General features: G+C 71.6%; 19 protein-coding genes and 1 riboswitch. Of the genes, 11 read left to right on the top strand and 8 right to left on the bottom strand.

Annotated elements, in window-relative coordinates; translation table 11 throughout:
• Positions 1 to 21: 21 nt before the first annotated feature.
• The 4 genes from BJ964_RS07960 (at position 22) to thrC (ending at position 5,877) form a co-directional block, all read left to right on the top strand.
• Positions 22 to 606: a hypothetical protein gene (locus BJ964_RS07960; RefSeq protein ID WP_188120078.1), complete on the top strand. Its 585-nt coding sequence runs from the start codon at positions 22 to 24 to the stop codon at positions 604 to 606.
• A 58-nt stretch (positions 607 to 664) separates the two neighbouring features.
• Entirely contained in the window at positions 665 to 3,406 is a 2,742-nt protein-coding gene (locus BJ964_RS07955) for an alpha/beta fold hydrolase (protein WP_188120077.1), read from the top strand.
• A complete protein-coding gene (locus BJ964_RS07950) occupies positions 3,403 to 4,272 on the top strand; it encodes an ABC transporter permease (protein WP_188120076.1) in 870 nt (289 codons plus the stop codon). Before BJ964_RS07955 ends, BJ964_RS07950 begins: the two co-directional genes overlap by 4 nt.
• 171 nt (positions 4,273 to 4,443) lie before the next feature.
• A riboswitch (SAM riboswitch) is annotated at positions 4,444 to 4,584 on the top strand.
• A 9-nt stretch (positions 4,585 to 4,593) separates the two neighbouring features.
• The gene (gene thrC / locus BJ964_RS07945; protein ID WP_188120075.1) at positions 4,594 to 5,877 is read left to right on the top strand and encodes a threonine synthase; all 1,284 of its coding nucleotides are present in this window, start codon (positions 4,594 to 4,596) and stop codon (positions 5,875 to 5,877) included.
• A 177-nt stretch (positions 5,878 to 6,054) separates the two neighbouring features.
• Here the strand turns inward: thrC and BJ964_RS07940 are convergent, their stop codons facing one another.
• Positions 6,055 to 6,531 carry a hypothetical protein gene (locus tag BJ964_RS07940; RefSeq protein ID WP_229807081.1) on the bottom strand — a complete coding sequence of 159 codons (477 nt, stop codon included), beginning with the start codon at positions 6,529 to 6,531 and terminating at the stop codon, positions 6,055 to 6,057.
• A 20-nt stretch (positions 6,532 to 6,551) separates the two neighbouring features.
• Complete coding sequence (locus BJ964_RS07935) at positions 6,552 to 7,055, bottom strand: GNAT family N-acetyltransferase (protein ID WP_188120073.1); 504 nt, start codon at positions 7,053 to 7,055, stop codon at positions 6,552 to 6,554.
• Positions 7,056 to 7,137: 82 nt separating this feature from the next.
• Between BJ964_RS07935 and BJ964_RS07930 the strand changes: the two genes are divergently transcribed.
• From BJ964_RS07930 to BJ964_RS07915, 4 genes are all read left to right on the top strand, one after another.
• Positions 7,138 to 7,881: a hypothetical protein gene (locus BJ964_RS07930; protein WP_188120072.1), complete on the top strand. Its 744-nt coding sequence runs from the start codon at positions 7,138 to 7,140 to the stop codon at positions 7,879 to 7,881.
• Between the two features lie 299 nt (positions 7,882 to 8,180).
• Positions 8,181 to 9,803: a chaperonin GroEL gene (gene groL, locus BJ964_RS07925; RefSeq protein WP_188120071.1), complete on the top strand. Its 1,623-nt coding sequence runs from the start codon at positions 8,181 to 8,183 to the stop codon at positions 9,801 to 9,803.
• Between the two features lie 134 nt (positions 9,804 to 9,937).
• Positions 9,938 to 11,737: a glycerol-3-phosphate dehydrogenase/oxidase gene (locus tag BJ964_RS07920; RefSeq protein ID WP_188120070.1), complete on the top strand. Its 1,800-nt coding sequence runs from the start codon at positions 9,938 to 9,940 to the stop codon at positions 11,735 to 11,737.
• On the top strand, positions 11,734 to 12,030 hold the full coding sequence (locus BJ964_RS07915; protein WP_188120069.1) for a DUF4031 domain-containing protein: 297 nt from the start codon (positions 11,734 to 11,736) through the stop codon (positions 12,028 to 12,030). The genes BJ964_RS07920 and BJ964_RS07915 overlap by 4 nt, the downstream gene beginning before the upstream one ends.
• A 97-nt stretch (positions 12,031 to 12,127) precedes the next feature.
• On the opposite strand, the gene BJ964_RS07910 is transcribed toward BJ964_RS07915, so the two are convergent.
• Positions 12,128 to 12,766 carry an HD domain-containing protein gene (locus BJ964_RS07910; RefSeq protein ID WP_188120068.1) on the bottom strand — a complete coding sequence of 213 codons (639 nt, stop codon included), beginning with the start codon at positions 12,764 to 12,766 and terminating at the stop codon, positions 12,128 to 12,130.
• 29 nt (positions 12,767 to 12,795) lie between these two features.
• On the opposite strand from BJ964_RS07910, the gene BJ964_RS07905 reads away from it, so the two are divergent.
• Positions 12,796 to 13,914: an FUSC family protein gene (locus tag BJ964_RS07905; protein WP_188120067.1), complete on the top strand. Its 1,119-nt coding sequence runs from the start codon at positions 12,796 to 12,798 to the stop codon at positions 13,912 to 13,914.
• A 14-nt stretch (positions 13,915 to 13,928) separates the two neighbouring features.
• Positions 13,929 to 15,338, top strand: a complete 1,410-nt coding sequence (locus tag BJ964_RS07900) for a PrsW family intramembrane metalloprotease (RefSeq protein WP_229807082.1) — start codon at positions 13,929 to 13,931, stop codon at positions 15,336 to 15,338.
• Here BJ964_RS07900 and BJ964_RS07895 read toward each other — a convergent pair.
• A complete protein-coding gene (locus tag BJ964_RS07895; RefSeq protein WP_183222745.1) occupies positions 15,329 to 15,625 on the bottom strand; it encodes a GroES family chaperonin in 297 nt (98 codons plus the stop codon). The two genes, BJ964_RS07900 and BJ964_RS07895, sit on opposite strands and share 10 nt — an antisense overlap.
• A 156-nt stretch (positions 15,626 to 15,781) precedes the next feature.
• Here BJ964_RS07895 and BJ964_RS07890 point away from each other — a divergent pair, with 156 nt between their 5' ends.
• Positions 15,782 to 17,038, top strand: a complete 1,257-nt coding sequence (locus BJ964_RS07890; RefSeq protein ID WP_188120065.1) for an AI-2E family transporter — start codon at positions 15,782 to 15,784, stop codon at positions 17,036 to 17,038.
• Positions 17,039 to 17,086: 48 nt separating this feature from the next.
• Here the strand turns inward: BJ964_RS07890 and BJ964_RS07885 are convergent, their stop codons facing one another.
• The 4 genes from BJ964_RS07885 to BJ964_RS07875 all read right to left on the bottom strand — a co-directional run bounded on the left by BJ964_RS07885 (position 17,087) and on the right by BJ964_RS07875 (position 19,433).
• The gene (locus BJ964_RS07885) at positions 17,087 to 17,437 is read right to left on the bottom strand and encodes a DUF1416 domain-containing protein (protein WP_188120064.1); all 351 of its coding nucleotides are present in this window, start codon (positions 17,435 to 17,437) and stop codon (positions 17,087 to 17,089) included.
• 5 nt (positions 17,438 to 17,442) lie between these two features.
• The gene (locus BJ964_RS07880) at positions 17,443 to 18,291 is read right to left on the bottom strand and encodes a sulfurtransferase (protein ID WP_188120063.1); all 849 of its coding nucleotides are present in this window, start codon (positions 18,289 to 18,291) and stop codon (positions 17,443 to 17,445) included.
• Between the two features lie 178 nt (positions 18,292 to 18,469).
• A complete protein-coding gene (locus BJ964_RS49060) occupies positions 18,470 to 18,547 on the bottom strand; it encodes an Ms5788A family Cys-rich leader peptide (protein ID WP_316254245.1) in 78 nt (25 codons plus the stop codon).
• A 70-nt stretch (positions 18,548 to 18,617) separates the two neighbouring features.
• A complete protein-coding gene (locus BJ964_RS07875) occupies positions 18,618 to 19,433 on the bottom strand; it encodes an LmeA family phospholipid-binding protein (RefSeq protein ID WP_316253894.1) in 816 nt (271 codons plus the stop codon).
• Between the last annotated feature and the right edge of the window lie 38 nt (positions 19,434 to 19,471).

Below are 19,471 nucleotides of genomic sequence, written 5' to 3'. Positions count from 1 at the left end.
CCGCCGAGGGGTAGTCCATTGATGAGGCGTAGACCGCTTGTCGTCCTGACGGTGGCGCTGGCCGTGCTGTCCGGGTGCACCGACCACCCGCCCACGCCGTCGGCGCCGCCCCCGGCGTCCCCGGCGGCCTCCCCCGGGACGACCCTGGACATGCCGCCGGAGAGCTTCGGCCCGCCCCCGCCGGCGCCCACCCCCACCGGCCGGCTGGAGATGAGCCCCGCCGGGTACGGCCCGTTCCGGATCGGCATGACCCAGCAGGAGGTCACCGACGCGGGGCTGGTCGCCGGGCTGTCACCGGACGGCTGCGGCAGCGCGAGCGGCTTCCCCGGTACGCCGGAGGTCGACTTCTGGGGCGGCGAGCTGGTCCGCGTACGGGTCGCCGGCCCCACCGTCGACACGGTCCCGATCGGGGCCACCGTCGCCGACGTGCAGGCCGCGTACCCGGCCGGCCGGGCGGTCACCGGCGCGGGCGGCGTCACCGGCTGGCTCGTCGTGGACGGCGCCAACGCCATGCTCGTCGAGTTCACCGCCGGTACGGCGACCGCAGTGACCGCCGGTGTGACCACCACCGTGGAGGAGGTCTTCGCCGGCGCCCGGGGATGCTGAGAGTTTTCCCAGAGAACCCTCAGCCCCGCCTCAGGGGTCTCCTACTAGCGTGTGCGCCATGTCTGCCCTGACCACCGGGTTGCGCCGCGCGCTTCCCCGGCTCAACCGGCGCCGGGTCGTCCCGGCGGTGGCCGCCCTCGTGGTGCTCGCCGCCGTGGCCGTCTGGGCCGTCCGCCCCGCGCCGGACGCCTGGACGACCGAGGATCTCCGGCTGGCCGGTGACGGCGTCGAACTGGACGCCCGCTTCTACCTGCCGGCCGACCGCGACGCCGATGTGCCCGCGGTCCTGCTGGCGCACGGGTTCGGCGGCTCCAAGGACACCGTCCGCAGCGACGCCGAGGCGCTCGCCGAGCAGGGCTACGCCGTGCTGGCCTACACCGCCCGCGGGTTCGGCCGCAGCACCGGCGAGATCCACCTGGACAGCCCGGACCACGAGGTCAAGGACGCTCAGCGGCTGCTCGACTGGCTGGCCACCCGGTCCGAGGTGGCCACCGACGGCGCCGGGGACCCGAAGGTCGCGGTGGTCGGCGGCTCGTACGGCGGGGCCCTCGCCCTGCTGCTCGCCGGCCAGGACGGGCGGGTCGACGCGATCGTCCCGTCGATCACCTGGAACGACCTGGGCACCGCCCTGGTCCCGCAGTCGGCGGACACCGGCGCGGCCGGCGTCTTCAAGAAGAGCTGGGCCGGCTACTTCTTCGGCAACGGCACGGCCTCCCTGGAAAGGGGCGGCCCATCGCGGCAGCAACCGCAGGATCCCGCGTGCGGCCGGTTCGCGAAGGACGTCTGCGCCGCCTACCTCCAGATGGCCACCAGCGGCATCCCGGACGAGAACACCCTGGCCCTGCTGCGGAAGTCCAGCCCGGCCACGGTCCTCGACAGGATCAAGGCGCCGACGCTGCTGATCCAGGGCGCCGTCGACACGCTCTTCCCGCTCTCCGAGGCGGACGCCAACGCGAAGGGCATCGCCGCGGCCGGCACCCCGGTGCGGGTGGCCTGGTTCACCGGCGGCCACGACGGCGGCGAGGGGCCCACCTCCGACTCCGACCGGCTCAAGTACCTGACGGTGCAGTGGCTCGACCACTACCTGAAGGGCGAGGGCGAGGCGCCCGGCGACGACTTCACCTGGTCCCGGGTGGCCGGATTCAGCGCGCTGGACCGCGGGCTGGTCACCAACGGCTACTCCGCGGACGCGTACCCCGGACTGGGCGGAACCGGAAGCACCTCGGTCTCGCTCGCCGGATCGGCGCAGCCGATCGCCAACCCGCCGAACGGCAACCCCGGCGCCATCTCCTCGATGCCCGGCCTCACCAGCCGGCTCAGCTCGCTGCTCAGCGGCAACGTGGCGCTGGACGTGGCCGGCCAGCACGCGATGTTCGACTCGGAGCCGCTCACCGCGGCCGCCGACGTGGCCGGGTCGCCCACGGTCCGGCTGCGGCTCGCGTCGCCGACCGGCGAGGCGGTCGTCTTCGTGAAGCTCTACGACGTGGACGCCAACGGCACGGCCACGCTCAGCGCCGGCCTGGTCGCGCCGGTCCGGCTCACCGGGCTGCCGGCCGACATCGCCCAGGCTCAGCCGGTCACCGTGACGCTGCCGGCGATCGTGCGGCAGATCGAGGCGGGCCACACCGTACGCGTCACCGTCGCCACCTCCGACCAGGCGTTCCTCACTCCCGCCCAGCCCGCCACCTACACCGTCGCGGTGGAGCCGGAGCTGACACTGCCGACGCTGACCGGCACCCCGATCGCCGACCCCGGCAGCCTGTGGTGGATCGTCCTGGCCGGCGTGGTCGCGGCCGTCCTGCTCGGCCTGGTCCTGCTGCTGGTGGTGAGCCGGATCCGGCACCGGCGGCGGGACGTGGCGGTGGTCGCCGAGCACGCCGGCACCCCGCTCGTGGTGCGCGGGCTGCGCAAGGCGTACGGGGACGGCTTCGTGGCGGTCCAGGAGATCGGCTTCACCGTGGAGCGCGGGCAGGTCGTCGGACTGCTCGGCCCGAACGGCGCCGGCAAGACCACCACGCTGCGGGTGCTGATGGGCCTCACCCAGCCGACCGAGGGCGAGATCTTCGTCTTCGGGCACCGGCTGGTCCCGGGCGCGCCGATCCTGTCCCGGGTGGGCGCGCTGGTCGAGGGCCCCGGTTTCCTGCCGCACCTGAGCGGCTACCAGAACCTTCAGGCGTACTGGCAGGCCACCGGCCGCCCGTGGGAGGACGCCCGGTTCGAGGAGGCGCTGGAGATCGCCGGGCTGGGCGACTCGGTGCACCGGAAGACCCGTAAGTACAGCCACGGCATGCGGCAGCGGCTCGCCATCGCGCAGGCCATGCTCGGCCTGCCCGAGCTGCTGGTGCTCGACGAGCCGACGGACGGGCTGGACCCGCCGCAGATCGCCGAGATGCGCCGCGTCCTCCAGCGGTACGCCACCGACGGCCGGGCCGTGCTCGTCTCCAGCCACCTGCTCGCCGAGGTGGAGCAGACCTGCACCCACGCGGTCGTCGTCAACAAGGGCCGGATCGTGGCGTCCGGCCCGGTCGGTGACATCGTCGGTGAGTCGCCGTCGGTGCAGCTGGAGGTTTCCGACGTACCGGCCGCCACCCGGATCCTGGAGGACCTGGGCGTGCTCTCGGTCCAGGCGGAGGGTGCGAACGGCCTGATCGTCGACATGAACGGGACGGCCCGCTCGGAGATCGTCGCGTCGCTGGTCGGCGCCGGCATCGGGGTGGAGCGGCTGGTGCCGCGCCGCCGCCTGGAGGACGCGTTCCTGTCCCTGGTCGGCGACAACTCGCGAGGAAGTGGAGACCGATGAGCTCGCTTGAGGCCGCGGCCGGCTACCGGCCGTCGCGCACCCTGCCGATCTGGGCCGAGGTGCGCCGCCAGGCGTCCCGCCGGCGCACCCAGCTGGCGCTCGGCTTCATGGTGCTGCTGCCGCTGATCATCCTGGCCGCCTTCGAGTTCGGCGGCGGGGGCGGACCGGACGAGGACGGCGGTGGTGGCGGCGCGTTCAGCAGCATGGCCGACCTGGCCACCTCCGGCGGCCTGAACTTCGCCCTCTTCGGCCTGGCGGTCTCGGCCGGTTTCCTGCTGGTCGTGGTGGTGGCGCTGTTCTTCGGCGACACGGTGGCCAGCGAGGCGAGCTGGGGCAGCCTGCGCTATCTGCTGGCCGTTCCGGTCCCGCGGGCCCGGCTGCTCGGCGTCAAGCTGACCGTCGCGGCCGCCTACTCGCTCGTCGCGTTGCTGCTGCTCACCGGCACCGGGCTGCTGATCGGCACGCTCCGCTACGGCTGGTCCCCGCTGGGCAGCACGATCGCCGCCGAGATCCCGCCCGCCGAGGGTGTGCTCCGGCTGCTCGGCATCCTCGCCTACCTGGCGACCACCCTGCTCGTGGTGGCCGGCCTGGCCTTCCTGCTGTCGGTCCTGACCGACGCCGCCCTGGGCGCGGTCGGCGGCGCCGTGCTCCTGTGGATCCTGTCCAGCATCCTGGACCAGATCGAGGCCCTCGGCAGCGTCCGCAACGCCCTGCCCACCCACTACACGGACGCCTGGATGGGCCTGCTCTCCACCCCCGTCCAGACCGAGGACCTGGCCAAGGGCGCCATCTCCGCGGTCGTCTACGCCACGCTGTTCTGGGGGATCGCGTTCTACCGCTTCACCCGAAAAGACATAACCTCCTAAAACCCCCTTTCTTGTACGGAAGTGCCGGGTCCCGTGGGCCGCGGCGGCCACTCCAGGCGTCCCTCCAGGCCGTCCCCCGCCGCCCGCTCATGAGAGGGGGGTGGCTCACACCTCGGGAACTCCGTGTGGTGTTGGCGGGATCTCGTCGTAAGGTGTTGGAAACAACTGAATACCTCATCCAGAGGGGCAGAGGGATACGGCCCGACGAAGCCCCGGCAACCACCGCGCATGACTCTCGATGACGAGGCAGCGACGTGGCAGGTGCTAATTCCGTCCCCGTTTCGGCAGGTCGCCGTTGGGGAAAGATGAGAGGAAACTCTAATGACGTCTGTCGTCGACGCGCCCTCCGCCACCTCCTCCTCGCCCGCTCGTGGCCTGATCTGTCGCGCCTGCGGCGCGGAGTACCCGCTGGCCGCGCAGCACGCCTGTTACGAGTGTTTCGGCCCGCTCGAGGTCGCCTACGACGAGGCGGCGCTCGCGCGGGTGACCCGGGCCCAGATCGAGGCGGGCCCGCAGAACATCTGGCGCTACGCGGCCCTGCTCCCGGCCGGCCAGGACCCGGACGCCCGGGTGACCCTGGACCCGGGCATGACCCCGCTGGTCGCCGCCCCGCAGCTGGCCGCCGCGATCGGGCTGAGCGCCCCGCTGTGGGTGAAGGACGACTCGCAGAACCCGACCCATTCGTTCAAGGACCGCGTCGTCTCGGTGGCGCTGACCGCCGCCAAGCAGCTCGGCTTCCAGCGGTTCTCCTGCGCGTCGACCGGCAACCTGGCCAACTCGGTGGCCGCCCACGCGGCCCGCGCCGGTGTGCCGAGCATCGTGTTCATCCCGGCCGACCTGGAGCAGGGCAAGGTCATCACGACCGCGGTGTACGGCGGTGACCTGGTCGCCATCCAGGGCTCCTACGACGACGTGAACCGCCTGTGCAGCGAGCTGGTGGAGACCGACGAGTTCGAGGACACCGCGTTCGTGAACGTGAACGTGCGGCCGTTCTACGCCGAGGGCTCCAAGACGCTGGGCTACGAGGTGGCCGAGCAGCTGGGCTGGCGGATCCCGGCCCAGGTGGTCATCCCGATGGCGTCCGGTGAGCTGCTCACCAAGGTGGACAAGGCGTTCTCCGAGCTGGTCGAGATCGGACTGGCCGAGGCCCCGGAGGGCGGCTGGACCGTCTTCGGCGCCCAGTCCGAGGGCTGCAACCCGATCGCGGTGGCGCTGCACGCCGACACCGACGTGATCACCCCGGTGAAGCCGACCGGCATCGCCAAGTCGCTGAACATCGGCGACCCGGCCGCCGGGCCGTACGCGATCGAGGCGGTCCGCCGCACCGGTGGCTGGATGGACTACGCCAACGACGAGGAGATCCGGGCCGGCATCCGGCTGCTCGCCGAGACCACCGGGGTCTTCGCCGAGACCGCCGGCGGCACCACGGTGGCCGTGCTGAAGAAGCTGGTGGAGAGCGGGAAGCTGGACCCCGCCAAGGAGACGGTCGTCTACAACACCGGTGAGGGCCTGAAGACCCTCGACGCGGTCGCCGGCCAGGTTGGACCGACCCACACGATCAAGCCGTCGCTGCGTGGCGCTCGCGAAGCCGGCCTGCTGGGATAACCCTCAGTGACCGGCGATCAGCCGGTTGTCGAGAATTACCTCCTCCGAGGACTTGCACTCCGATCTCCGGATGGGCAGGATGCTCTCTGCGGGAGGACGCGACGCCGTACGAGGCCCCTCACCTGAGCTTGGCGACAATCTCCGAGGGTCCCAACGATCCAGCGCTGACCCAAACGGCTACGTGCCCGGAGGCGTTGTGCGTCCGTCCTCCCGACCAAACATCCGCAGCGCCCAGGGCCTGCGCAGTGCCCACGGCCGGAGTGGCAGGTCCTCCGGGTAGTGCCCGTCGGCCAGCCCCGCGTTCCGCTCGAACCAGTTGCGTACCCCGTAGGACGTGGTGAGCGCGATCGACCAGCCGCAGGCCAGCCAGTAGGCGGGCCAGAACAGCGGGCCGAGGACGGCGTACTGGCCGGCGTGCCGGCTCTCGTGGGCGAGCAGCCGGGCCCGCTCCTCGGCGAGCAGCCACTCGGCGGTGCGCTTCGTGATGATCACCGAGCCGACCGTGAAGCAGGTCGCGGGCGGCATTCGGAGCCGGTAGTTCTCGGCGATCAGCACGCCGTGCCGGCCGCGCCGGACCCGCGCCCCGGTGGACAGCGCGATCAGCAGACCGATGAGGGTCGTCCCGTTCACGGCGGTGAGGACCGTGCGCGTCACGTGCCATCCCCGCCCGGCCATCAGGCCCGCCGTCGCATCTGGAGCTCGGTGAGGGCCGGAATGGTCGGATGCCGCAGGCGCACCCCGGTGTCGGCGAAACCCAGCTTCTCGTACGCCCGGACGGCCCGCCCGTTGCCGCACACCACCTCGAGCATCAGCTCGTCCCGCCCGGCCGCGGCCGACCAGTCGGCGACCGCCTCGATCAACTGCCCGAGGATCTTGCCGCCCCGGTACGCCGGAGTCAGGTACACCGCGAAGATCACCGTGCAGTGTGGCTCGTCCGGCAGCACGATCCCGCCGGCGTGCCCGACCAGCGGCCCACCCGGGTCGGCGATGAACTGGGCCGTCTCGAACCCCTCGGACGACTGCCGGATCCGCTGCCGGTAGCTCTCGTGCGGCCGGGCCGCCGCCTGCGCCAGGGTCTCCAGGAACGCGAGGGGGCTGTCCGCCAGCATCTCCAGCCGGAGCGCCCGCATGCGCCCGGCGTCCTCCGGGGTGACCCGGCGTACGTCCCAGTTCTCCATGGGTAATCCCTACCGCCGCGACAACCCGGTCGGCAACCGGGTTGTCGCGAAGCCGGGTGGCGGCCTGCGCCATGATTCGACGATGAACGATGGGCCCGAGGGGCTTTCCGGTATCCGGCTGCTGCGCGCCCGCCCGTGGGGGATCGCCCTGGCCGTGCTGCTCACCAGTGCCGCGTCGCTGGCGTACATGTGGGCGTGGCTGTCCCTGTTCCTGGGCTTCGGCCCGATGCCGTCGTTCGATCCGGGCGAGGCCCTGACCCGCTGGCTGGTCGTGCCGATCGCCGCGGAGATTCCGCAGACGCTGGCCCTGATCGTGATCGCGGTGCTGTCGCGGCGGCGGGTGACCGTGGGCCGGGCGCTGCTGCTGTGGATCGTCGCCGCGCTCGTCTCGACCGTGAAGAACATGCTGGACGCGGGCCTCGAGTTCGCGGTCGGCGTCCAGCTCGGCTTCGACCCGCTCGTCGTGGTGGCGATCGCCGGCGACCTGGTCGTGCTGATCGGCGTGGGCCTGCTGGCCCGGTGGCTGCTGCCGGCGCCCGGGTTCCCGGCGGTGCGGCCCGGCCGCGAGCTGACGGTGCTGATCGTTGCCTCGTTCGCCGTGACGGCGCTGAGCACGGTCTCGTTCACCGTGACGATGTTGATCGCGGACTCGTTCGTCGCGACGGCGTCCACGGCGCCCACGGCGTACGTCCTGGGGCAGGCGGCGTCCGCCGTCCTGTGGGCGGTCTTCACCGTCGGCTGGGCGGTTGCGGCGCTTGTCACGTCGGCTCCGGAGCGCTCGGAATGGTCCGGGGAGCCCGCTGAGCTGGGCTTTCAAGATCCTTAGCGGAAACCTGGGCTACCCCGGGGGTTTCGCGGGAAGATGGGGTTTCTTGCACTCGCCACCGGGGAGTGCTAAACAAGTGATTGGCACTCGCGCATGCTGAGTGCCAGCAGGTCGGGACGGTGGGGTTCCGGGCACGATGCTGCCATCGGCATCGGGGCACGGAGCCGGTCGTCGCGGGCTATCCGGCTCGGCCTGAGGACGTCACATCGCCAGGTGGTGGCGTCCACAGACTTCCTCAAAGTGCGGAGAGCGGGGCTGATGAGGCCCGGCGCCGCGGATGTCCGGGAGGACAACGCCGTATGGCCAAGATCATCGCATTCGACGAGGAGGCTCGCCGGGGCCTCGAGCGCGGTATGAACCAGCTCGCCGACGCGGTCAAGGTGACCCTCGGCCCCAAGGGCCGCAACGTGGTTCTCGAGAAGAAGTGGGGCGCCCCCACGATCACCAACGATGGTGTATCCATCGCCAAGGAGATCGAGCTCGAGGACACCTTCGAGAAGATCGGCGCCGAGCTGGTCAAGGAGGTCGCCAAGAAGACCGACGACGTCGCCGGTGACGGCACGACGACGGCGACCGTCCTGGCCCAGGCTCTGGTCCGTGAGGGTCTGCGCAACGTCGCCGCGGGCGCGAACCCGATGGCCCTGAAGCGGGGCATCGAGGCCGCCGTGGCCAGCGTCTCCGAGGCCCTCTCGCAGCTCGCGAAGGACGTGGAGACCAAGGAGCAGATCGCCTCCACCGCCTCCATCTCCGCCGGTGACTCCACGGTCGGCGAGATCATCGCCGAGGCCATGGACAAGGTCGGCAAGGAAGGCGTCATCACCGTCGAGGAGAGCAACACCTTCGGCCTCGAGCTGGAGCTCACCGAGGGTATGCGCTTCGACAAGGGCTACATCTCGGCGTACTTCATGACCGACGCCGAGCGCATGGAGGCCGTCTTCGACGACCCCTACATCCTCATCGCGAACAGCAAGATCTCCGCGGTCAAGGACCTGCTGCCGGTCCTCGAGAAGGTCATGCAGTCCGGCAAGCCGCTGGTCATCATCGCCGAGGACGTCGAGGGCGAGGCCCTGGCCACCCTGGTCGTCAACAAGGTCCGCGGCACCTTCAAGTCGGTCGCCGTCAAGGCCCCCGGCTTCGGTGACCGTCGCAAGGCCATGCTCGAGGACATCGCCATCCTCACCGGTGGCGCGGTCATCAGCGAGGAGGTCGGCCTCAAGCTCGACGCCGCCGACCTGTCGCTGCTGGGCCAGGCCCGCAAGGTCGTCATCACCAAGGACGAGACCACCATCGTCGACGGTGCCGGCAACGCCGAGCAGATCCAGGGCCGGGTCAACCAGATCCGTGCCGAGATCGAGCGCTCGGACTCCGACTACGACCGTGAGAAGCTGCAGGAGCGCCTGGCCAAGCTGGCCGGCGGTGTTGCGGTGATCAAGGTCGGCGCGGCCACCGAGGTCGAGCTCAAGGAGCGCAAGCACCGCATCGAGGACGCCGTTCGCAACGCGAAGGCGGCCGTCGAGGAGGGCATCGTGCCCGGTGGTGGTGTCGCGCTGGTGCAGGCCGGCAAGACCGCCTTCGACAAGCTGGACCTGTCGGGCGACGAGGCCACCGGTGCCAACATCGTCAAGGTCGCGCTCGACGCCCCGCTGCGTCAGATCGCCGTGAACGCCGGCCTCGAGGGCGGCGTCGTGGTGGAGAAGGTGCGCAACCTCGAGGCGGGCCACGGCCTCAACGCCGCGAACGGTGAGTACGTGGACCTGCTGGCCGCGGGCATCATCGACCCGGCCAAGGTGACCCGCTCGGCGCTCCAGAACGCCGCGTCGATCGCCGCGCTGTTCCTCACCACCGAGGCCGTCGTGGCCGACAAGCCCGAGAAGTCCCCGGCTCCGGCCGGCGCCCCGGGCGGCGGTGACATGGACTTCTGAGTCCATCAGTTCCCAACCGGAAGGCGGTCCGCTTCGGCGGGCCGCCTTCCGGCCTTCTGTGCGACGCCTCCCCAGGGGTGTGCCGGCGATATTCCCTCGCCTGGGCGACGCCTGTGGGGGCTAACCTGGGACGGATGCGTGATCCCTCCGTTTCCCGCAATTCGGCCGGCCGCCTGTCCCCGATCCGGCGCGCGGCCGACCTGCGCCGGCTGCGTGACGAGCAGTTCGACGTCCTGGTGATCGGTGGCGGCGCCACCGGCGCCGGCGCCGCGCTCGACGCCGCCTCCCGCGGCCTGAAGGTCGCCCTGGTGGAGGCGCGGGACCTGGCCGCCGGCACGTCCAGCCGCTCCAGCAAGCTGATCCACGGTGGCCTGCGCTACCTGGAGCAGCTGGAGCTGCACCTGGTCCACGAGGCGCTGACCGAGCGCGGCCTGCTGGCCACCCGGCTCGCGCCGCACCTGGTGCGCCCGGTCCCGATCCTGATCCCGCTGCCCAGCGCCGGCCTGCCCCGGCGGGCCTGGCAGCGCGGCTACTACGGGCTCGGCGTGGCCGCCTACGACGCGTTCGCCGGGATCTTCGGCACCGGGCGGGGCATGCCGCTGCACCGGCACCTCACCCGCGACGGCGCCCGGCACCTGTTCCCCAGCCTGCGGGCCGACCGGATCGCCGGGGCCATCCGCTACTACGACGGGCAGGTCGACGACGCCCGGCTGGTGACCAACCTGGCGCGGACCGCGGCCAGCCTGGGCGCCGCCGTGGTGACCAGCGCCCGGGTCACCGGTTTCGTGCGCGAGGCCCGCCAGGTGGTCGGCGTGAAGGTGCGTGACCTGGAGGCCCCGGGCTCGGAGGAGTTCGAGGTCCGGGCGCGCACGGTGGTCGCCGCCACCGGTGTGTGGAGCGACGACATGTCGCAGATGCTCAACGACGTGGGCGTCCGGCCGGGGCTGCGGGTCCGCGCCTCCAAGGGGGTGCACCTCGTGGTGCCCCGCTCGGCGATCACCGGCGAGTCCGGCCTGATCCTGCGGACCGCGACGTCGGTGCTGTTCGTGCTGCCCTGGGGCGGCCACTGGATCATCGGCACCACGGACACCGACTGGCAGCTCGACCGGGCCCACCCGGCCGCCTCCGCCCGCGACATCCGCTACCTGCTCGACCAGGTCAACGCGGTGCTCGACCGGCCGCTCACCACCGACGACATCGAGGGCGTCTACGCCGGTCTGCGGCCGCTGCTCTCCGGCGAGGCCGACTCCACCTCGAAGCTCTCCCGCGAGCACGCCGTGGTCGAGCCGATGCTGGGGCTGCTGCTGGTGGCCGGCGGCAAGTACACGACGTACCGGGTGATGGCGGCCGACGTCATCGACCGGGCGGTGCGCCGGCTGGGCGGTCCGGCCCGGCCGTCGCGGACCGCCGAGCTGCCGCTGCTCGGCGCGGACGGCTACGCCGCCGCGTGGCGGGACCGGCACGACACGGCCCGGCGGCACGGCGTCACCGCCGGGGTGGTCGAGCATCTCCTGGAGAGGTACGGGACTCTGACCGTCCACCTGCTGGCGATGATGGCCGCCCAGCCCGAGCTGGCCGCGCCGCTGGCCGGGGCGCCGGAGTACCTGGCCGCCGAGGTGGCGTACGCGGCGCTCGCCGAAGGCGCCCTGCACCTCGACGACGTGCTCACCCGGCGGACCAGGATCTCCATCGAGACCTCGCACCGCGGCGCCGAGTCGGCCGCCCATGCCGCCGAGATCATGGGCCAGGCGCTCGGCTGGGACGCCACCGTCCGGCAGAAGGAGATCGAGCACTACCTGGCCCGGGTCACCGCCGAGCGGCAGTCGCAGACCAAACCGGACGACGAGACCGCCGACGCCGCCCGGATGGGTGCGCCGGACGTCCGCGGGCTGGCCGCCGACCGGCGGGAGCCGCTGCTCGAGATCGACCTTTGATCCTCGTCGACGAGCCACTCTGGCCGGGTCGCGGCGCACTCTGGTCGCACCTGGTCAGCGACGTCTCGTACGACGAGCTGCACGTCTTCGCCGAGATGCTCGGCTCGCCGCGGCGGGCCTTCGACCGGGACCACTACGACATCCCGGCGTTCCGGTTCCACAGCGCGCTCTGGCTGGGCGCCACCCTGCTGCCCTCGCGTGAGCTGGCCGCCCGTCTCCGGGCGGCCGGCCTACGCCGCCCCAAGCACTTGTCTGATGGCCTCGCTTCGCTCGGCGGGCATTCCGCCCCTTGAGTCGGTGTCGAGGGCGCCGAAAACGACCACGCTTCGCTAGCCGTTTTCGGAGCCCTCGACACCGACGGGCGAAATGCGTTGTGGTCGAGGTCAACCCCTATGCCAGTTCCTCCAGCTCGGCTTTGAGGTTGGTGCGGGCGCGGTCCTCCCACTGCCCGCGGATCTCGGCGTGGCGGTAGATGGACGGCAGGTTCAGCAGCTCGGTGAGGACCCGCGAGCGGCCGCCCCGGAAGGCGTCGTCGGGGACGTGGGCGTATTCGCGGCGGATCGCGCTGGTGTAGCGGATGTACCGGTCGGTGTCGGCGGCCAGGATCGACAGGTCGGCGTCGCAGAGCAGCTCGCCGTCCGGATCGTTCTCCCCGGTCGCGTGCCCGGCGGTCAGGCTCACCAGGCGGGCCACCTCGGCGGCCACCTCGGCCGGGGCGCCCAGGCTGGTCAGCAGACCCTCGGCGAACTCGGCGCTGTCCCGCTCGTTGGCGTCGCCCAGGGCACGCGGGTCGTACACCGCGTCGTGCAGCCAGGCGGCCAGGCGTACCCGGTCGGGGTTGGGCGCCAGGTGGGCGAAGCGGTCGACCACCTCGAGCACCGCGGCGAGATGGGTCACGTCGTGATAGTGGCGCTGCGGCTCGGTCCAGCGGCCCACCAGGTAGTTCGCGGCGGAGTCCAGGTCCGCGTCGCTCGCGGTGGCGCCGGCGCCACGGGCCGCGGCCCGGAAAGCTTCAGGCAGAGAGGTCACTCAGGCATCCTGACACGTAGGTTGTTGTCATGATCGGCAAGAAGCGGGTCCCGGTGTTCCTCGCCCGGGGCCGGGCCGGGCTGATGCTCGCGATGCAGGCCGGTCTCGCCGCCGGGCTGGCCTGGTACGTGGCACACGACCTGTACGGCCGCCCGATTCCGTTCTTCGCGCCGATCGCCGCGGTGATCGCGCTCGGCTCGTCGGTGGGCCAGCGCCTGCGACGGACCGCGGAACTGGTCATCGGGGTGGCGGTCGGCATCGGCCTGGGCGACGGCATCATCCTGCTGATCGGCAACGGCCCGGTGCAGATCGGCCTGATCGTGCTGCTCGCCGTGCTGCTGGCGACCGCGGCCGGCGGCGGCGCCGCGCTGATCGTGCAGTCCGCCTCCTCGGCGGTGCTGGTCGCCACCCTCACCTCGAGCAACGGACAGCCCTGGACCCGCTTCCTGGACGCCCTGGTCGGCGGTGGGGTGGCGCTCGTGGTGATGACCGTGCTGCTGCCGCTGAACCCGCTGACCGTGGTGCGCCGGGCCGCCGATCCGGCGCTGCGGGCCTTCACCGACGGCCTGCACGAGGCGGCCCGCGGTCTGGCCGCCGCCGATCCGGACGTGCTCCAGGCGGCCCTGGAGCGGCTGCGGGCGGCCGAGGGCCCCTTCGCGGCGTTCCAGTCCGCGATCGAGGCGGCCGGGGAGAACGTGGCGTTCGCACCGGCCCGGTGGCGGGCCCGCGGCGCCCTGGCCCAGTACGTCGAGGGCGCGCCCCAGCTCACCTACTCGCTGCGCAACGTCCGGGTGCTGCTGCGCCGGGCACACACCGCGCTCAGCGACCAGGAGCCGGTCCCGGCGATGCTGCCCGTGTCGGTCCGGCACCTGGGCGACGCCGTGGAGCTGCTCCGGCAGGAGTGGGCCCGGGGTGCCGAGCCGGTCGCGACCCGGGAGCGGGCGCTGCGGGCGGTCGCCGAGTCGGGCCGCGCCTACCAGGAGGGGGTCGGCTACTCCGGGGGCGTGGTGGTGGCGCAGACCCGGACCGCGGTGGCCGACCTGCTGCGCGCCACCGGCATCGAGTACGCGGAGGCGACCCGTCAGGTGCGGGCCGCCATCGGCTGGCGGGGCCGCCCCCACGGAGCACGCCGTCGTACCGGTCGATGACTAGGCTTGCGGGCATGGCCGACGATCCCGCCCCCGAGACGACCGAGGCTGTCCCTCCCTACCCCGAGGTGACCGAGGCGGCGAAGGCGCCGGTCCCCGGGCGCACGGCCGGGTGGCGGCGCTGGCTGCCGGTCACTCTGGTGATCGCGCTGATCGCCGCCGGGGCCGTCTTCATGCTGGTCTTCCTCGGCTACAACATCGGCATCACCGGCCTGGCCGTCGGCCTGACCGCGGCGATCCTCCCGGTCCCGCTGCTGGCCAGCAGTTTCGTCTGGCTGGACAGGTACGAGCCGGAGCCCGCGAAGTACCTGATCTACTGCTTCGCCTGGGGCGCCGCCGTGGCGACCGCGGTGTCCCTGGGGGTGAACAGCGGCGCCGCCTGGCTCTTCGACAAGGTGGGGCTGCCGGACGCGCTGGTGGCGGTGCTGGTGGCCCCGCTCATCGAGGAGTCGACGAAGGTGCTGGGCCCGCTGCTGCTGTTCTGGCGCCGCCGGGGCGAGTGGTCCGGCATCACCGACGGCATCGTCTACTGCGGCCTCTCCGCGCTCGGCTTCGCCATGGTGGAGAACGTGCTGTACCTGGGCGGGCACGGCTACGCGGCGGGCGCCGACGAGTACGGTCCGGCCACCGGCCTGCAGAACGTGTTCCTGATCTTCATCGTCCGGATCCTGTTCACCGGGTTCGCCCACCCGCTGTTCACCTCGATGGCGGGGATCGGGCTGGGCATCGCGGCGCGCTCGGGCGACCGGACCGTCCGGTGGCTCGCCCCGGTGGCCGGCCTGCTGCTCGCGATGATCCTGCACGGCATCTTCAACCTGCTGCCGACACTGGCCGGCGCCACCGGCGAGACCATGATCATGCTGTACGGCTACCTCGGCTTCATGGTGCCGTTCTTCTTCCTGGTGGTCGGCTTCGCCATCGCGCTGCGCAGCTGGGAGGGCCGCCTCGCCGAGCGGGTGCTGTACGACTACGCCGTCGCCGGCTGGTTCGCCCCGTCCGAGGTGGCCGCCCTCGGCACGCTCGGCCGCCGGCACGCCGCCCGGGAGTGGGCGGCCCGGGTCGCCGGCCCGGTGGGGCGCCGCGCGATGCGGGACTTCCAGTTCGCGGCGACCCGGCTGGCGCTGCTGCGGGACGGGTTGCGGCGTGGGCTTCCGCGGACTCCGTACGAGCTGCACCACGCCAGCGAGGAGGAGCGGGAGCTGCTGACGGCGATCACCGGGTACCGTTCGGTCTTCGCCGGGCGCGACCCGCAGACACCGCCGTCCTGGTGGGACGGGCGGTATTACCGGATCGCCTTCCCGGACGGGGTGGTGCGGACCGTGGCCCCGCCGCCGGAGCCGGTCATGCCGGTGCCGGTGCGGCTGGGCTACTACGCGAGCCCACCGCCTCCGCCGCAGTTCGCCCCGATGCCGCCTCAGAGATAGAGGCCGGTGCCGTCCGGCTCGACCCGGGTGGCCGCGACCGCGTGCACGTCCCGCTCGCGCAGCAGCACGTACCCCTTGCCGTGCAGTTCGACCTCGGAGCGGTCGTCCGGGTCGAAGAGGACGCGGTCGCCCACCACGATCGACCGGACGTTGGGCCCGACGCCGACCGCGGTCGCCCAGGACAGGCGCCGTCCCATCGAGGCGGTGGCCGGGATGACGATGCCGGCGGTGGACCGCCGCTCGCCCTCCCCACCGTCCTGACGGACGAGGACGCGGTCGTGCAGCATCCGGATCGGCAATCCGGTCTCGGTACGGGCGGTGTCGGCACTCACGATTGCAGACGGTACGCCGCCACGGATTCCCGTCGCCGCGGGGTAAGGCGTTCCGGGCCACTGAGTACTAGCGTGATTACCGCGCATTCGAGAGTCGAGGAGGTATGGCGGTTGAACCGCTTCCGACGGGTCCGGGACAACCTGAGGAAGGCCTACGACTCCGGCCGCGAATCGGTGCGGCAGGGCCGGACCGAGCGTGCCGAGGAGGAGTCCGACCGGTACGAGGAGTTCATCCCACCACCGCCCGCGCCCGAGTTCACACACCACTCGACAGCCAGTAAGGACGACGCTGACGTGCCACAGCCGTTGCGTATCGCGGCGGCCTGGAGCTGGCGCCTGATCGTGGTGGGCGTCATCGGCTGGGCGCTGCTCAAGCTGATCGGCATGGTCAGCATAGTGATGATCCCGCTGGCCATCGCGCTGCTGCTGTCGGCGCTGTTCGGCCCGGCGGTGGGCTGGCTGCTGCGGCTGCGCCTGCCCCGGTCGCTGGCCACGTTCCTGGTGATGGTCACCGGGATAGCCGCGGTCGTCGGCACGCTGACCCTGGTGGTGAACCAGTTCGTCGCCGGGGTGCCGAAACTGGCCGAGAACGCGAGCGCCGGTGTCCGGCAGATCCAGCAGTGGGCGCGGACCGGGCCGATGCACCTCTCCGACGCGCAGGTGGATCAGGCCATCGACTCCGGCCAGGAGTGGATCAACTCGAACACCGCGTCGCTGACCTCCACCGGCATCGCCACCGTGGCGACCATCGCGGAGCTGGTCACCGGCCTGCTGCTGGTCCTCTTCGCGACGTTCTTCTTCCTGCGGGACGGGCGGTCGATCTGGCGGTTCATCGTCCGGCTCTTCCCGGTGAACGCACGCTGGTCGCTGGCCGACGCGGGCGACGCCTCCTGGGCCACCCTGGGGTCGTACGTGCGGGCCACCGTGCTGGTCGCCTTCATCGACGCGGTCGGCATCGGCCTGGCGCTGGTGGTGCTGGAGGTGGAGTTCGCCTTCCCGCTGGCCGCGCTGGTCTTCCTGGGCGCGTTCATCCCGATCGTCGGCGCGAGCGTGTCCGGTGCGGTCGCCGCCCTGGTGGCGCTGGTCGACGAGGGCTGGGTGGTCGCCCTGATCACCCTGGGCGCGGTGATCCTGGTCCAGCAGATCGAGGGGCACGTGCTCCAGCCGCTGATCATGGGCCGGGCGGTGTCGGTGCACCCGCTCGCGGTGATCATCGGGATCGCCTGCGGTGTGGTGCTGGCCGGGATCATCGGGGCGCTGGTGGCGGTGCCGCTGATCGCGGTGCTCAACACCGGCATCCGGCGGTTGTCCCGGCGGCGGCCGGAGATCCCACCGCACGCCGAGGTGGTCATCACCGGCGGGGCATGAGAGAAGGGCGGGACCCCGAAGGGTCCCGCCCTTTCAACAGAGCGTGGGTCAGGCGGTGGCCACGTTCAGAGCGATCTCGTTGACGCCGCGGGCGGCGTCGACCGCCAGCTCGCCGTTGCCGTGCCGGCTGAGCGCCTTCACGGTCCAGGAGCCGGGCGCGGCGAAGAACCGGAACACGCCCTCGGGCGAGGAGACCACCTCGGCGGTGAACTCGCCGGAGGAGTCGAGCAGGCGCACGTACGCGCCGCCGACGGCCTCGCTGTCGGCGTTGCGGACGATGCCGGTGATGACCGTCTCCTTGGCCAGGTCCACGCTGTTGGGGAGGGGCGCGGACTGGTCGGGGGCGGCGCAACCGGCGGCGACGTTCCCCGCGGTGTTTGCGGTGGTGGGCACAGTCATGATGATCAGGCCTTTCCGGGCTCGTCGCCGAGGGCGATCGGCACACCGATGAGGGAGCCGTACTCGGTCCAGGAACCGTCGTAGTTCTTCACGTTCTCCTGGCCGAGCAGCTCCTTGAGCACGAACCAGGTGTGCGAGGAGCGCTCGCCGATGCGGCAGTACGCGATGGTGTCCTTGCTGCCGTCCAGACCGGCCTCACCGTAGATCTTGGCGAGTTCCTCGTCGGACTTGAAGGTGCCGTCCTCGTTCGCGGCCTTGCTCCACGGCACGCTGAGCGCGGTCGGGATGTGGCCGGCCCGCTGGGACTGCTCCTGCGGCAGGTGCGCCGGGGCGAGCAGGCGGCCCGCGAACTCGTCGGGGCTGCGCACGTCGACCAGGTTCTTCACGCCGATGGCCTGGACCACCTCGTCACGGAACGCGCGGATCTCCAGGTTCGGCGCCTTGGCGACGTAGCTGGTCTTCTCGCGGACCGGCACGTCCTTGCTGTAGACGCGGGCGTCCAGCTCCCACTTCTTGCGGCCGCCGTCGATCAGCTTGACCGCCTCGTGGCCGTACAGCTTGAAGTACCAGTACGCGTACGCCGCGAACCAGTTGTTGTTGCCGCCGTACAGGATCACGGTGTCGTCGTTGGAGATGCCGCGCTCGGAGAGCAGAGCGGCGAACTGCTCCTGGTTGACGAAGTCCCGCCGGACCGGGTCCTGGAGGTCCTTCTTCCAGTCGATCTTGATCGCGCCGGGGATGTGGCCGCCGTCGTAGGCGGTGGTGTCCTCGTCGACCTCGACGAAGACGAGACCCGGGGTCTCCAGGTTCTCCTCGGCCCAATCGGCCGAGACGAGTGCGGTGTCGCGACTCATCGGTTCACTCCCTGATGGTGGGTGATGGGTGAGTCAGCGCACGGAAGTGTCCTGTTCAGTCGCACTCCGCGCGGACCCATGGGTGGTTGGGATCACGGGCTGCTTGTGCGACGGCGCCACTGCCGGGCTAGAAATGCCCTGGGCTATCAGAAAAGGTGCTCAGCACCGAGTGGCCCCGTCAGTAGACGGGGCGACACAGGCACGCGGCCACGCGGCACAGGTCGACCGCGCGCCTTTTCGTGAGCAACAGGCTCATGGGAACCGACCCTACCAGCGGGCTCAGCCAGCGGAACAGCACCGACCACCATCCGGGAAGGCGCGGCCGGTCAGGCGCCCGCCCCGGCGAGCGCCACGTCGCTGGCGCCGAACGTGACCCGCAGTCCCTCGGGCAGCGGGGTCAGCTCCTGGACCTGGAGGTTCATCGGCAGATCGGGGACGTCGACGGTGAACGTCATCCGCTTCACGTACGAATCGATCTGGCCCTGGACGAACGGGTTGGGCGCCACGTCCTTGGCCGTCACATCGGAGAAACGCACCTGAACCTTGCCCTTGGCGACGCTCAGGTCGGCGGTGCCGGCCAGTTCGACGGTCTGGAGGCCGGAGATCTTCAGCTCGGCGGTGCCGACGACCTTGCCGTCCTTCTCGGCCAGGGTCAGGCCCGGCTGGCCGGTCGCGTCGGCGATCACGTCGTAGTCGATCGTGCCGGTGCCGGTGACCGTCTCGGCCCGCACCTCGCCGGTGCCGTCGCGCAGGGCGCTGAGCGGTGCGCTGACGTCGGTGGCCCGGATGTCCAGCGAATCCATCCGCACCGTGACGTCGGTGCCGGTCGGGGCCGAGAAGTCCGGCAGCGAGATCCGGATCTCCTGGTAGCGCCCGGACAGGACCTGGGTCAGGAACGGGACGCCGGCGATCTCGACCTCCGGGGTGCCGCTGGTGGCGCCCTGGTCGGCGACCTGCTGGGACACCTTTTCGGCGAGGACACCCTCGGCGTACGACGAGCCGATCCGGTCGATCACCACGACACCGAGGAACAGGAGCAGCAGCAGCGTCAGGACGACGATCATCAGGGCGCGCCCACGACGACGACGCCGTGGACGTCCTGGTACGTGCACCTCGGTCACTGTTCCTCCCGGCTCATCCACCCTGGGGAACGTACATGCCCGGGTCGAGGGTTCACCGA

Origin of the sequence: Actinoplanes lobatus (assembly GCF_014205215.1) — a bacterium.
GTDB classification, from domain to species: domain Bacteria; phylum Actinomycetota; class Actinomycetes; order Mycobacteriales; family Micromonosporaceae; genus Actinoplanes; species Actinoplanes lobatus.
The sequence above is the reverse complement of the archived record's forward strand: the minus strand, read 5'-3'. Positions and strand labels throughout refer to the sequence as shown.

Bases quoted from the DNA above. Each gene is read 5' to 3' on its own strand.
- groL (WP_188120071.1), top strand. From the start codon at position 8,181: ATGGCCAAGATCATCGCATTCGACGAGGAGGCTCGCCGGGGCCTCGAG.
- BJ964_RS07960 (WP_188120078.1), top strand. From the start codon at position 22: ATGAGGCGTAGACCGCTTGTCGTCCTGACGGTGGCGCTGGCCGTGCTG.
- BJ964_RS07885 (WP_188120064.1), bottom strand. From the start codon at position 17,437: ATGACTGTGCCCACCACCGCAAACACCGCGGGGAACGTCGCCGCCGGT.
- BJ964_RS07930 (WP_188120072.1), top strand. From the start codon at position 7,138: ATGAACGATGGGCCCGAGGGGCTTTCCGGTATCCGGCTGCTGCGCGCC.
- BJ964_RS07900 (WP_229807082.1), top strand. From the start codon at position 13,929: ATGGCCGACGATCCCGCCCCCGAGACGACCGAGGCTGTCCCTCCCTAC.
- BJ964_RS07920 (WP_188120070.1), top strand. From the start codon at position 9,938: ATGCGTGATCCCTCCGTTTCCCGCAATTCGGCCGGCCGCCTGTCCCCG.
- BJ964_RS07950 (WP_188120076.1), top strand. From the start codon at position 3,403: ATGAGCTCGCTTGAGGCCGCGGCCGGCTACCGGCCGTCGCGCACCCTG.
- thrC (WP_188120075.1), top strand. From the start codon at position 4,594: ATGACGTCTGTCGTCGACGCGCCCTCCGCCACCTCCTCCTCGCCCGCT.
- BJ964_RS07955 (WP_188120077.1), top strand. From the start codon at position 665: ATGTCTGCCCTGACCACCGGGTTGCGCCGCGCGCTTCCCCGGCTCAAC.
- BJ964_RS49060 (WP_316254245.1), bottom strand. From the start codon at position 18,547: ATGAGCCTGTTGCTCACGAAAAGGCGCGCGGTCGACCTGTGCCGCGTG.
- BJ964_RS07935 (WP_188120073.1), bottom strand. From the start codon at position 7,055: ATGGAGAACTGGGACGTACGCCGGGTCACCCCGGAGGACGCCGGGCGC.
- BJ964_RS07895 (WP_183222745.1), bottom strand. From the start codon at position 15,625: ATGCTGCACGACCGCGTCCTCGTCCGTCAGGACGGTGGGGAGGGCGAG.
- BJ964_RS07905 (WP_188120067.1), top strand. From the start codon at position 12,796: ATGATCGGCAAGAAGCGGGTCCCGGTGTTCCTCGCCCGGGGCCGGGCC.
- BJ964_RS07880 (WP_188120063.1), bottom strand. From the start codon at position 18,291: ATGAGTCGCGACACCGCACTCGTCTCGGCCGATTGGGCCGAGGAGAAC.